The organism is Acetivibrio mesophilus (assembly GCF_004102745.1).
GTDB lineage: Bacteria > Bacillota > Clostridia > Acetivibrionales > Acetivibrionaceae > Hungateiclostridium > Hungateiclostridium mesophilum.
The window spans coordinates 52,339-66,399 of sequence record NZ_RLII01000012.1; the positions used below are offsets into that span (position 1 = coordinate 52,339).

At 39.7% G+C, this 14,061-nt stretch carries 12 protein-coding genes and 1 riboswitch; all 12 genes read right to left on the minus strand.

Translation table 11 applies throughout. The annotated features are described in order from the left end of the window. Nucleotides 1–3: 3 nt before the first annotated feature. Nucleotides 4–699 carry a ComF family protein gene (locus EFD62_RS10260; protein ID WP_235832631.1) on the minus strand — a complete coding sequence of 232 codons (696 nt, stop codon included), beginning with the start codon at nucleotides 697–699 and terminating at the stop codon, nucleotides 4–6. Then, entirely contained in the window at nucleotides 675–2,894 is a 2,220-nt protein-coding gene (gene recD2, locus EFD62_RS10265; RefSeq protein ID WP_128706071.1) for an SF1B family DNA helicase RecD2, read from the minus strand. The genes EFD62_RS10260 and recD2 overlap by 25 nt, the downstream gene beginning before the upstream one ends. A gap of 104 nt (nucleotides 2,895–2,998) precedes the next feature. Further along, a complete protein-coding gene (locus tag EFD62_RS10270) occupies nucleotides 2,999–3,403 on the minus strand; it encodes a hypothetical protein (RefSeq protein WP_069195552.1) in 405 nt (134 codons plus the stop codon). A gap of 231 nt (nucleotides 3,404–3,634) precedes the next feature. Then, nucleotides 3,635–4,828, minus strand: coding sequence for a methionine adenosyltransferase (gene metK / locus EFD62_RS10275; RefSeq protein ID WP_069195551.1), 1,194 nt, complete (start codon nucleotides 4,826–4,828; stop codon nucleotides 3,635–3,637). A gap of 124 nt (nucleotides 4,829–4,952) precedes the next feature. After that, nucleotides 4,953–5,058, minus strand: a riboswitch (SAM riboswitch). 102 nt (nucleotides 5,059–5,160) lie between these two features. Beyond that, a complete protein-coding gene (locus EFD62_RS10280; RefSeq protein ID WP_069195550.1) occupies nucleotides 5,161–5,565 on the minus strand; it encodes a thioesterase family protein in 405 nt (134 codons plus the stop codon). Between the two features lie 194 nt (nucleotides 5,566–5,759). Further along, nucleotides 5,760–7,559, minus strand: a complete 1,800-nt coding sequence (gene ftsH, locus EFD62_RS10285) for an ATP-dependent zinc metalloprotease FtsH (protein ID WP_069195549.1) — start codon at nucleotides 7,557–7,559, stop codon at nucleotides 5,760–5,762. A 128-nt stretch (nucleotides 7,560–7,687) separates the two neighbouring features. After that, a complete protein-coding gene (hpt, locus tag EFD62_RS10290) occupies nucleotides 7,688–8,242 on the minus strand; it encodes a hypoxanthine phosphoribosyltransferase (RefSeq protein ID WP_069195548.1) in 555 nt (184 codons plus the stop codon). A gap of 93 nt (nucleotides 8,243–8,335) precedes the next feature. Beyond that, nucleotides 8,336–9,748: a tRNA lysidine(34) synthetase TilS gene (gene tilS / locus EFD62_RS10295; protein ID WP_128706072.1), complete on the minus strand. Its 1,413-nt coding sequence runs from the start codon at nucleotides 9,746–9,748 to the stop codon at nucleotides 8,336–8,338. A gap of 15 nt (nucleotides 9,749–9,763) precedes the next feature. Beyond that, a complete protein-coding gene (gene dnaB, locus EFD62_RS10300) occupies nucleotides 9,764–11,101 on the minus strand; it encodes a replicative DNA helicase (protein ID WP_128706073.1) in 1,338 nt (445 codons plus the stop codon). A gap of 53 nt (nucleotides 11,102–11,154) precedes the next feature. Then, entirely contained in the window at nucleotides 11,155–11,601 is a 447-nt protein-coding gene (gene rplI, locus EFD62_RS10305) for a 50S ribosomal protein L9 (RefSeq protein WP_069195545.1), read from the minus strand. A gap of 46 nt (nucleotides 11,602–11,647) precedes the next feature. Beyond that, on the minus strand, nucleotides 11,648–13,657 hold the full coding sequence (locus EFD62_RS10310) for a DHH family phosphoesterase (protein ID WP_069195544.1): 2,010 nt from the start codon (nucleotides 13,655–13,657) through the stop codon (nucleotides 11,648–11,650). 27 nt (nucleotides 13,658–13,684) lie between these two features. After that, nucleotides 13,685–14,026, minus strand: a complete 342-nt coding sequence (locus EFD62_RS10315; RefSeq protein WP_069195543.1) for a MazG-like family protein — start codon at nucleotides 14,024–14,026, stop codon at nucleotides 13,685–13,687. Nucleotides 14,027–14,061: the final 35 nt, after the last annotated feature.

The following is a 14,061-nucleotide window of genomic DNA, read 5'->3' on the forward strand; positions in this document are numbered from 1 at the left end:
TCCCTAATTCCTTCTTCCGGATGCAATAACAGCTGTCACAATTTTTTTAGCTCCTGCCTCTTTCAACACTCTGCTGCATTCGTTTAATGTCGTACCGGTAGTCAAAATATCATCCACCAGAAACATTGCCCTGCCTTCAACTTTTGATGCATTGGTTACCTTAAAAGCATCCTTTACGTTTATAAATCTGTCATCCCTCTGCAAAAGGCTCTGACTGTGGGTATTCTTAACCCTTGCCAAAAGCTTGGACTCATTCTTTATTCCCAGTTCCCGGCTAAGCTGGCGAGCTATAAGGTAAGATTGATTGTATCCACGGCTTCGCTCCCTTTCCGGATGAAGAGGAACGCTTAAAATCATGTCAAATTTCTGCCACTGGGTCAATTCCTTTATTCTCTGTGCCAAAAGTCGTGCAAAGGTTCTATAATAAGAAGGCTTGTTATAAAACTTATATCTTCTTATGGCTTCCTTTATAATACCGCTGTAATCGCATACACAGATAACACTATCATAGTAGTTAAATCTACCTCCCGGATTAATGCTTGCTCCTTCCTTAAAGCTAATCTGTTCATAGCATTCTTTGCATATTTCTATTTCGGTCTTTGTATTTAAAATCGTCCTGCAGAATATACACTTAGGTGGAAATATGAGATTTATAATCCAGTTTATCATCATCTTCACCAGCCCGTTCCAATAATACATTTTTTAAGCTTCTCAGCTAAGTCTGAGTTCCTTTTTGTTTCACGGTCGTTCATAATCATCTCAACCAAAAAATCCCTATTACCCACAAGTATTACCAGCTCCCTTGCTCTTGTAATTGCAGTATACAAAAGATTCCTGGTCATTAGCACCGAAGGTCCGGGGAATATCGGAAGTATCACTACAGGAAACTCACTTCCCTGACTTTTATGGATAGTAATAGCGTAAGCCGGTTCCAATTCGTCTAAAATTGTAAAATCATATCCGACAAGCCTTTCATCATCAAAGCAAACCTTTATTTTTTGCTCATCATCATCTATTTCAACTATAACCCCCATATCACCGTTAAATACACCTGTCCCCTCCTGATTTGGGTCATTGATTTTTTCCCACTTGAGGTTATAGTTGTTCTTTATTTGCATTACCCGGTCACCTTCGCGGAATACATAGTCCCTGAAGGTCTTTTGCTTCTTTTGCTTGTCTTCAGGATTCAAAACCTTCTGAAGCTCAATGTTAAGATTTCCAACTCCAACTGTACCCTTTCTCATCGGTGTCAGTACCTGTATCTGCTTCATGGGATCATATCCGTAGGTATCGGGTATCCTTCTTATACAGAGGTCAACTACAGCTCTTGAAATATCCCCCTGAGAATTCCTCGTTACAAAGAAAAAATCTTTATCCCGGTCATTTAATACAGGGCTCTCACCACGGTTTATCCTGTGGGCATTGACAACTATCATACTCTCCTCGGCCTGCCTGAATATCTCTGATAATTTTACGGTCTTAATCATCTCACTTCTAATAATATCCATAAGAACATTCCCCGCACCTACCGAAGGCAGCTGATCCACATCCCCAACAAGTATAAGCCTTGTCCCGCAAGCAATAGCCTTAAGCAAGTGATTCATAAGAATTATATCCACCATGGACATCTCGTCGATTATCACCACATCGGCCTCTATAGGATTCTCTTCTGTCCTCATAAATACAAGCTCATCCTCATTTGCCGTATATCCGATTTCAAGGAGCCTGTGAATGGTCTTTGCTTCATAGCCCGTTGCATCAGACATTCTCTTTGCCGCCCTGCCTGTCGGAGCTGCCAGAGCAAATTCATATCCTTCACTTCTAAGAAGGCTTATAATGCTTTTAATTATGGTTGTCTTACCTGTGCCCGGGCCTCCGGTTATGACAAGCACTCCATTAATCATTGCTTCAAGGATAGCTTCCTTTTGCTTGTCCGCAAGTATTATGCCTTCTTTTTTCTGAACCGATTTTATCCTTTCTTCAAAGTCTCCCAAATTACCGTTGAATCTAATACGGGAAAGCTCTACAAGCTTTTTGCATACTCCCAACTCCGCATTGTAAAATGCACTCAAGTATATCCTCGATATACCGTCATTTCTCTCCACATACACCGACTTATTTAGCACAAGGGAAATAAGAGCATCTTCTATGCTTTCAATGTTTATATTCAGAAGTTTTGATGTATAATCCTTCAGCACTTCTTCCTCAATAAAGGTATGGCCCCCTGATGCCGCCTGGGAAAGCACGTATTTAATACCGCTGGAAATTCTATATTTCGAGTAAGGATCAATCCCAAGGCTTTTGGCTATGCCGTCGGCTGTCTTAAAGCTTATACCGAAAATCTCATCTGAAAGCCGATAAGGGTTTGTTCTGATTTCTTCTATTGTATCGGGCCCGAAAGCCTTGTAAATCTTTGCAGAATAAGTGGGGCTAATGCCATATTCTTGCAAAAACAACACAACATCCCGAAGGCCTCTTTGCTCTTCAAAGGCCTGTCCTATTTTCAAAGCCTTTTCCATATTGATGCCCTTTATTTCAGAAAGTCTCTGGGGATGATGGCTTATAATATGAAGAGCTTCATCTCCAAACTTTTTTACAATCTTTTTCGCAGTTGCAGGTCCCACGCCTTTGATAAGCCCCGATGCAAGATACTTCTCTATAGCCTCTGTTGTCTGTGGAAGCAGCTTTTCATATAGCTCCACTTTAAGCTGTTCGCCATAGTCGGGGTGGGTAACCCACTTACCCGAAACCTTCAGCGTTTCCCCCACATTTACAAAAGGCATGTAACCTACAGCAGTAATGACCTCTTTATCGTTTTTTATCTCACAAACGGTATATCCGTTGTCTTCATTGGAAAAAATAATTTCTTCAATGGTGCCTTCAATAGTGACCAATGCATCCACCTTATTCTTTGTATATTTAGAGAATTACATATTTAAGTATACCTTATATATAATGTTTAGAAAAGAACGAGGATAAATATTCATATTTGGATTTGCTATGTATTCCTCCTTTTTGCATGCTCTAAGATAGTGTTATTATCACCCGTTTCTTCAAAATATCTGAATATCAGTTCCTTCTCACTTTTCCTTAGTACCTCAAGGCACTCATAATCCTTTTCCAACTTCCTGAGAATATCCATTGTATCATCATTAGAGTCCATATCGAGAACTAAGAGCTTCCCCTCCGGCATAAGCTTTCTAATAAAATCCCTGGGCAAAACGTTTCTTAATACTCCTTCAATGGTCTCCCCCTGATTCTTGACAATCAGCACAAGCTTTACCTGAGAGTTTCTATAGCCCTTATTATGCTGTTTTATAGATATTAGAATTTCATGTATAAGTGTCATGAGTCCATAAGCCGCAAGGACACATGTAAGTACTTCAAAGATAACCTCCATCATAGTAAAACACCTCCAATTATCAGTCTATGAAGCAGACTATGCAACTGTTACTGGTGTTTACCTAAATAAAAGCTTAGGACATCGAGTTCCTTCTCTTTTGCCTCTTTCATTTCATTCCAAGAGGCCAAAAAAAGCCAAAGCAGACAATTCTATCGTCCGCTTTGACTTTTTGATGTATACCTTTTTTACAGTTCATCTTAAGATTTTTATTTTTCAGTAAGCGTTTAAAATTTAAATTTCCTGCGCTTCTCTTCTTAAGTCATCAGCCTTGTCAGTCTTCTCCCAAGGAAGTTCAACGTCAGTCCTTCCAAAGTGTCCGTAAGCTGCTGTCTGCTTGTAAATCGGTCTTCTTAAGTCAAGGCTCTTAATGATTCCCGCAGGCCTTAGGTCGAAATGCTTGTTCACCAAGCTTTCAATTTTCTCTTCAGGAATAGTTCCGGTGCCAAAGGTGTCTACTCTGACAGAAACCGGTCTTGCCACACCTATTGCATACGCCAACTGCACTTCACACTTTTTAGCAAGTCCTGCCGCCACTATATTCTTGGCTACATAACGGGCAGCATACGCAGCTGAACGGTCAACCTTTGTGGGGTCTTTTCCGGAAAATGCTCCACCGCCGTGTCTTGCATAGCCTCCATAAGTATCTACGATTATTTTTCTTCCGGTGAGGCCGGAATCTCCCTGCGGACCGCCAACCACAAACCTTCCTGTAGGATTAACGAGGTATTTGGTGTTGCCATCCAAAAGATTGGCCGGTATAACAGGCTTTATAACATGTTCAATGATATCTCTTTCTATAGTATCGTGATCCACTTCCGGACCATGCTGTGTGGAAATAAGTACTGTATCCACCCTTACAGGCCTGTCCCCGTCATATTCAACAGTAACTTGGGACTTTCCGTCAGGTCTTAAGTAATTCAATGTTCCGTTTTTCCTAACGACACTTAACCTCATGGCAAGCTTATGGGCCAATGAAATAGGCATTGGCATGAGTTCCGGCGTCTCGTCGCATGCAAAGCCGAACATCATTCCCTGATCGCCCGCTCCTATAGCTTCAATCTGCTCATCGCTCATTTCTCCTGTCTTTGCTTCAAGGGCCTTATCAACTCCCATAGCTATATCAGGAGACTGCTCGTCAATTGAAGTCAGAACTGCACACGTATCACAGTCAAATCCATACTTTGCTCTATCATAACCTATTTCTCGAATTGTATTTCTTACAATCTTCGGTATATCAACATAACACTGCGTTGTTATTTCACCGGCTACCAAAACAAGGCCTGTAGTAACAGAAGTCTCACATGCTACTCTTGCCATAGGATCCTGTGAAAAAATTTCGTCCAAAACGGCATCGGAGATCTGATCGCATATTTTATCGGGATGTCCCTCTGTAACAGATTCCGATGTAAATAGTTTTCTTGCCATTTAGGTTACCTCCTTATTAATTTTTTCCCTTACAGTTAAGTCAACAAAGCCTTACTGAAACTTATCTATAATCCAACAAAATACATAAAAAAACCTCTTTTACAAAAAGAGGATTCTATTCTTATCCTCATCTGTCAGGACTTGTACTTCCTGTAGGAATTGGCACCGATACAGTTAAGCCGGTTGCCGGGTTTCATAGGGCCCATTCCCTCCACCTCTCTTGATAAGGTTACCTGTATTATTTTGTCATAGTATAATGTATCATATACCTGATATTTAGTCAATAAATATGAAATTTTTTCTTAATATAAATTTTCCCCTAAGATTTTACACTAAATACTATCGGATTTTTTATATACCTTGTCCCTGAAATTTTGAGATATTACTATATACCTCTCATGAGATCCCTCTCCGATTTTTTCGACACCGTCAAAAGCTTCCACCTTAAAGGTAAGCTTCCTTCCTTCAACAGCTATTAACTCTGCAGAAGCCTTTACCTTCATTCCCATAGGTGTACCGGCCAAATGTTTAATGTTCACCGAAGTGCCGACAGTGGTATACCCTTTGGGCAAATGCAGTGATACCGCAGACAATGCTGCACGCTCCATCAAACCTATCATTGCAGGAGTAGCATAGACGTCCATATCACCGCTTCCATACTCTTCTGCCGTACTCTTATCCGAAACCCAAGTTTCAACAGATGCATTCAAACCAACTTTTAAGCTTACATTCTCCATAGTTCTTCCCTCTCAGTCGAAAATTGAAAAATTTTTGAGTAATTAAAATTGCAGCCCAGTAATTTTTAACATAGCAAATTTCCGTTACGGGGCAATTGATATTATAACAAATACGGATGTAATAATAAAGTAAAAAAAGAGACAGTCTATCACCATCTCTTTTTAAGGAAGCTATTCTCTTTTGATCAAATTAATCAAGCACTTGCATATAGCTCTTCAAACTCATGTCCTTCAAGCTTTTCCCTTTCTATAAGGGCATTTGCTATGGTATGAAGTTTATTTATGTTTTCCTTCAAAATATTTATTATTCTTTCATAGCAAGTATCTATTATATTCTTTACTTCCTTGTCAATTTGAGCTGCTACCTCTTCACTGTAGTTTCTTGCCTGTGCCAGGTCTCTTCCAATAAACACCTCATCATTGTCATTTCCGAATATGAGATTGCCCAGATTCTCACTCATACCGTATCTTGTAATCATGCTTCTGGCAATTCCATTGGCCTGCTTCAGGTCGGAATAAGCTCCTGTGCTGACTTCTCCCAACACAATCTCCTCCGCTGCCCTTCCTCCTAATGCAACGATAATCTTTTCAAGGAGATGGGATTTGGTTTCATAGGTTTTATCCTCATCCGGCTTATGTGCGGTAAAGCCGCCTGCCATACCCGATGGAATGATGGATATCCTATCAACCTTATCGGTAGTGGATACAGCTTTTATCGCGATAGCATGACCGGCTTCATGATAGGCTGTAAGCTTCTTTTCCTTTTCGCTCATTACCCTGCTCTTCTTCTCCGGTCCTACAACCACCTTAAATACCGCTTCTTTTATTTCAGTCATTGTTATTACTTTCTTATTAACTCTGGCAGCAAGCAAAGCTGCTTCATTAAGAAGGTTTTCAAGGTCCGCTCCGGTAAATCCGGGAGTACTTTTTGCAAGTTCATCCAATTTAACATCCTCAGCCAACGGCTTACCTTTTGCATGAACCCTCAATATTTCCTCTCTTCCCTTGATATCCGGCAATCCAACAACTACTCTTCTGTCAAATCTTCCCGGCCTCAAAAGTGCAGGGTCCAAAATATCCGGTCTGTTTGTTGCAGCTAGGATTATTACTCCCTCGTTGACTCCAAAACCATCCATTTCAACCAGCAACTGGTTCAGCGTCTGTTCCCGTTCGTCATGGCCGCCGCCTAGTCCTGCTCCTCTATGCCTTCCCACAGCGTCAATTTCATCTATGAAAATAATACAAGGTGAATTCTTCTTTGCCTGTTCAAATAGGTCTCTAACTCTTGAAGCACCTACACCAACAAACATTTCCACGAAGTCCGATCCACTTATGCTGAAGAACGGAACTCCCGCTTCTCCCGATACGGCCTTGGCAAGCAGGGTTTTACCGGTACCCGGAGGTCCCACAAGAAGTACTCCCTTAGGTATCCTCGCCCCTAGCTCCAAAAACTTTTTAGAGTGCTTTAAGAATTCAACTATTTCTCTTAGCTCTTCTTTTTCTTCATCCGCTCCGGCGACATCATTGAAAGTTACCTTTCTTTTATCATCTATTGTCATTTTAGCCCTACTCTTTCCAAAGGACATTACTCTGCTTCCGCCGCCCTGGGATTGCTGCAAAAAGAACACCCAGAACAACACAAATACGACTATAATCACTAGAGTAGGCAATATTGAAATCCACCATGGCGGCGAATAAGGAACTCTGCTCCGAAACTCCAAGTCCCCTTGCCTGATAAGGTCTTTTACCTCATCCATAAATACCTCAACATCAGGTATATAAACAAACTGGTCCCTCTGACCTTCTTCTTTATATTTTACTGTGGCTTTATTGTCCTCCAGTATTATCTCCTGAACCTTCCCATTCTGAATATCACTTATAAGCTGGGAATACTTTTGTTCTTTTTCAGCAGGACGACTTTGCACTACAACCAAAAAAGCCAACAACATAACAAATAATACTATATAAAAACTTATATTTTTAAAATACTTCAAATAGCTCCCTCCTCATTTATTATAGTAAACGATGCAAAAAACCCAATACATCACAGTATATTCATTAATATATATTACATTATATTAACATAACGGTTTTAAAAACACAAGAAACCATTATATTATTTTCAGCCCATATCCTCCTTGCTTGTATATACAGACGAATGCAATACACACACATCAGGAAGATTCCTGTATTTTCCCGCATAATCCAATCCGTAGCCCACTACAAATTTATCCGGTATAGTAATTCCTTCATATTCTATTTCCAAATCTACCTTTCTCCGTGAGGGCTTATCAAGGGCAGTACATATCTTTACATCTTTCGGTCCCCTGGTCTTAAACATATTCTTCAAATAATCCAATGTAAGCCCTGTATCCACTAAGTCTTCGACTATAAGTAAATGTTTGTTGGTTATATCTATATCTATGTCTTTTATTATACGCACAACTCCCGATGATTTAGTGGAATTGCCATAACTTGACACAGATATAAAATCTATATCAATAGGTATGTTTATTTCCCTTATCAGGTCCGCAAAAAAAACTACCCCCCCTTTTAGCACTCCAATTAAGACAAGCTCTTTTCCCTCATAGTCATTGGAAATCTTTCTTCCCAACTCTTTAGCTTTATTCTTCAGTTCCTCTCTGGTGACTAAAATCTCTTCAATCTGACCTATCATGAATTTCCTCCTATAATATATCCTATTTTAAAGCCTATCAGCTTTTCCAGCTTATCAGAAATCAATATACCCAGCTTATTGATTTTGATTAATTCAATGCGATTTATCATAGGATAATTTCAATATGGTTTTAGTATTTTCAGTTACTTTAAATTTATCACTGATTTTGAAACCTATTATCCATACAATTTCTTTATCCTTTGAAATCAGCGGTATTCGATTTCTTGATTCTCTTGGAATTTTATTGTCAACAAAAAATTTTTTGAGTTTCTTTGTTCCATTTGACTTAAGCGGCTTGAAGACATCTCCATCTCTTCGGTTTCTTAAATATATTCCCTCTTTTAGCTTATCATAATCAAAAAACTGAACTCCGCTTTTATCCGGAATATTCGTAAAATCCTTTATATTAAAGGCATTGGTAGACACATCAATTACATATGCCTCCATTTTGCCATTTATTTCATTAATAATTGTAGCTCCGGGTATGTTTAATTCCTTATCAAAGGATAAGTCCTCCTCCTCACACCCGTTCAAATATATTTTCAGGGTCTCATAGGACTTCACAGCCCTTACTCCATCGGGAAGATGCAGCATTGACCCCGTCGCCCCGTTTTCAATCAGGTCTATTATACTATCAATATGTATTATTGCAATACCTTTTATATTTCCCTTGACTTTTTTTATAGAATTTCGAAGTACTCTTCTCTGTGCAGCAATATGGCACTCTTTTAAAACTGAAAGGTCTAAAAGTATTTCTCCGTCATCACTTTTTACTAACGCCTTATTGAATATTACATCTATTTGCTTATCGATGAAATTACCGTCATCCCTTATCAAATCTGCCATTTTACTTATACCATTTACTATATCGGCATTAAATAATTTATCTATATAGGGTATTAGATCAAGTCTTACTCTATTTCTAGTATAAATATCCTCAAGATTTGAACTGTCAATGCGTGGATTGAGGCTATTACTGCGGCAGTAATCTTCGATTTCCCATCTCTCAATGCCTAAAAGAGGTCTTATAATCCTACCTCGGATATAATCCATTCCTCTAAGTCCGTCCAGCCCCGCCCCCCTTATGATATTCATCAGCACGGTTTCCGCCTGATCGTTTTTATTATGGGCTACAGCAATTCTCTGGGCATTGTGGCTATCTGCGACTTCGTCGAAAAGCCTATACCTCTCTATCCTGCCGGCCTCCTCCAGGGAGAGCTTACGCTCCTTCGCAAGCTTCTTTATATCAATTCGCCGAGTAATAAGCTCAACATTTAATTTTACGCACAAGTTTTCAACAAATGCTTCATCCTCAAGGGATTCGTTCCCTCTTAACATATGATTGACATGTACCGCCACAAGCCCCAAATCCATACTTTCCCTCAATTGATACAGGATGTGCAAAAGGCACACCGAATCAGGGCCACCGGACACTCCAACAACTATTCTATCTTTACTGTGAACAACATTATATTTTTTAATTGCTTCCAATACCTTATTTATCATAAAACTATTCCAGCACTACTCTCTAAATTTTTCAAGATTTGCAAATTTTGTGTATTGTCCCAACCATGCCAGGTCTACCGTTCCCGTAGAACCATGTCTATGCTTTGCGATTATAACCTCAGCGATATTCTTCTTTTCACTATCGGGGTTATAATAGTCATCCCTGTATAGGAACATTACAATATCTGCATCCTGCTCTATGGCACCGGATTCTCTAAGGTCACTCAAAATAGGCCTGTGATCCGTTCTGAGTTCAGGGGCACGGCTTAACTGAGACAAGGTCAACACAGGAACGTCTATCTCCTTTGCCAGTATCTTAAGGGATCTTGATATTTCCGATATTTCCTGCTGCCTGCTGTCACCTTTTCCCCTTCCCTGCATAAGCTGAAGATAATCTATAACAACTAACCCCAAGTTTTTTTCAATCTTAAGTCTTCTGCATTTTGCCCTTATCTCCATAACAGAAACTCCCGGAGTATCATCAATATAAATCGGTGCCTCCGACAGTGGGCCCAATGCCCTTGCCACCTTCTGCCAATCGCTGTCTTCCAGCTTTCCGGTCCTCATCTTCTGGCTGTCTACCATGGCTTCGCAACACAGCATCCTGTTTACCAACTGTTCCTTTGACATTTCCAGACTGAATATAGCCACAGGCACCCTTGCATGAATTGCTGCGTGCTGCGCTATGTTAAGCACAAAGGAAGTCTTTCCCATGGCCGGTCTTGCTGCAATCAACACTAAGTCAGAATTTTGAAGACCTGCGGTCTTGTAGTCCAGGTCTGCAAAACCGGTGGGAATACCGGTGACGTATCCCTTGCTATTATAAAGCTCTTCCAATTGATTGAAGGTATCAATCAATACATCCTTAATAGGGAAGAACCCCTGTGTATTTCTCTTTTGAAGTACATCAAATATATTTTTTTCAGCTTTGTCCAGAACATAAGAAACCTCTTCCGAGGCCTCATAACCCATATTGACTATTTCGCTGGAAGCCCTGATAAGCCTTCTTAATACGGATTTTTCCTCCACTATTTTTGCATAGTGCTTTGCATTCGCAGTGGTAGGGACCGAGCTTGCCAGGTTTGTAAGATATTCCAGTCCTCCTACCCCTTCCAAACTTCCCCTTACCTTGAGCTGCTCTGAAACTGTAATGAGATCAATAGGTTCTGCCTTTTCATAAAGGTCCATTATTGCTTCAAATATTTCCCTATGGTCCTCTCTATAGAAGTCTTTGCTTGAGATTATTTCCGTTACACTTGACAATACCTCTTTATCAAGAAGTATAGCACCTATCACCGACTGCTCGGCTTCAATATTCTGCGGAGGTATTCGGCCTAAAGAACCTAAATCCATATTCCATCACTCATCCTGACATACACATATTTTCATCCAAAGATCGGCATTAATTATTCATGCTCAATCTTAACGGTCAATTTGGCACTTACTCCCGGATACAGCTTTACATCTGCTTCATAAGTGCCCAAAGCCTTCATCGAATCCGGCAGATTTATTTTTTTCTTGTCTATATCAAGATTGTGCTGCTTTTTCAGATAATCCGATACATCCTTGCTGGTCATTGAACCGAAAAGCTTTCCATTCTCTCCGGCTTTCGCCTTAAGAGTGACCACAATTTTTTTGATCTTATCGGCAAGTTCCTTTGCCTGTGCAAGCTCACGATCCTTTTTGTTTTTTTCTGCTTCTTTTTTTGACTGCATAATATTCATGTTGGTTGCATTTGCTTCGACGGCCAAGCCTTTTGGAAGCAGAAAATTCCTTGCATATCCGTCACTTACATCAACAAGACTTTCCTTTTTCCCCAGTCCTTTAACATCCTGTTTCAAAATAACCTTCATAATGTATCTCTCCTTAAAATCATATTACTTTTATAATAACAAAATACTATGTGTTTTGTCTGTTGATTTCATCAAAATATTCGTTGATTGCTTCATTAAGTTTTGCTTTTGCCTCCTCAATCGTCACACCCTGCAACTGTGCTCCGGCAACTGTCAGATGACCGCCTCCTCCAAGCTTTTCAAGAATCACCTGAACATTTACATCTCCTAAAGATCTACCGCTTATAGCAATTCCATTGTTAATATGGCTCAACACAAAGGCTGCATTCAATCCTGTCAGATTCACAAGCTGATCCGCTGCCTGGGCAGCAATCAATGTAGCATTTTTCACATTTTGCGTGCAAACGGATATAGCCATATTATCCCTTATTAATTCTGCATCTTTTACAACATTTGAAATACTTATATAGGTACCGATATCACTTTGGAACATCTGCCTTACCGAGACAGTATCCACTCCATGCCTTCTTAGGAAAGCTGCAGCCTCGAAGGTACGCACTCCGGTCTTGAATGTAAAATTCTTGGTATCTATTACTATGCCGGCATATAGCGCCTCGGCTTCAACAGGCGTCAGCTTTATTTTCTCTTCTACATACTGCAATATTTCCGTAACCAGCTCACATGTGGAAGAAGCATAGGTCTCCTGATAGGTGAGCACTGCCTCCTGGAGATAATCCGCACCTCTTCTGTGGTGGTCTATAACCACTATCTGCTCCGTATACTTTAAAAGTTCCGGAAACTCTGTAAAACTCGGCCTGTGAGTATCTACAATAATCAGCAATGTTTTCTTGCCGATTTTGTCAATAGCTTCATCATTTGCGATAAACAGCCCATCATAACTTCCGCTTTTTTCTATTTTTGATATCAAAGCATCTATTGTAGGGTTTGAGCTGTTTAGGACTATATGCGCCTCCTTGTTTCTGTTCTTTGCCACCCTATATATTCCAAGGGCCGCTCCCAGACAGTCAATATCACAGTTGTCGTGTCCCATTATCATTACATCTGAAGCCTGGTCAATAAGCTCCCTCAACGCATAGGCAATAACCCTTGCCTTTACTCTTGTCCTTTTCTCCAGCTCCCTGGTCTTTCCTCCGAAGAAGGTAATATTTTCTCCATTTTTTACAACTACCTGATCGCCGCCTCTTCCTAGCGCAATGTCCAAAGAGGCATGAGCAAAACGAAATTTCTCCAGCAGTGATTCCGCCCCTATACCAACCCCTATACTTAATGTAACAGGAATCTTGTTTCCCACATTTATCTCCTTGACGGAATCTAAAATATCAAACTTTTTCTCTTCAAAATCCTTAAGATACTGGTAATCAAAGATAAGGATATATTTATCCCGTTCAAACTTCTTAAGTATACCGTTGGTATATCCCATCCACCGATTTATTTTAGAATCTATTTCCGCAAGAATCTGGGTGCGTATAGTATCTTCCAGGCTCTGCATCAAATCATCATAATTATCTATTATAATAATTCCTACTGTTGCTCTTTCCCTGTCATACTTTTTCTTTAATTCTACCAGTTCTGTATTGTCCATCAAATACATGAGTATTATGAATCCATCCTCATTTATTTTGCTGTCCACCTTTACGAAATTACCCAGTACGCAGTAGCTCCTTCCGTTTATTACAATATCCTTGCTAAAATTCATGTTTCCGTCGGTCAGTTCGTCGGGATTCAATCCTTTTATAAAGGAATGTATTGTCTTCTCTAAGAGCTTTTCTCCATCAAAGATTTTCTTAAAAGATGAGTTGTACCAGATAATTGTTCCCTCCAGCTCAATTAACACCAAAGGCATGGGGAAATTAAGCAGAGTATCCTTCGACGCCGTATTGATATTGAATGTCAAATTTTCAATATATCGGGTTATCTCCCTGTGTCTTTTATAATTGGACCTGAAATTATAATATAATAACAGCAAAAATAGTATGTAGCCCGGTATAGCGATAAAGAATTCCAGAGCTGAAATAATCAACAACAGCAAAAATATAACCAGCAGATAAAAACTTGCCTTTGGCAAAAACATACCAATAAATTTTTTACTCTCCATCAGCACTTCTCCCGTATTTTCAACCTTTTAGACCTTATTTTTTATTCTAGAGGAGTTCAAATGCTTTGCTAGTTCAGTCAAATCCCCGTAGTATTTTTCAACATCATGATTTTCAATTATGCCAAGTTTTATCTTGTTATTTATCTTAATCTCAATGGAATTATAACTCACACCCAAACGCCTGCCAAGCATATAGCAGATCAAAATTATATTGGACAGGGTCTCTGAGACCGATTCATGCACCTCTTCCCTTACTCCGTTGACCAGCACCTTGAAAAGATTTGCTATATCGGTAAGAAGTTCACTTTTTAGCCACTCAATAATTTTAATATTTCTTGTAATGTCAATCTCCCTGTCAAACAAAGCCATATAACCACTCCAAAAATTAATATAAGTTATGTGCC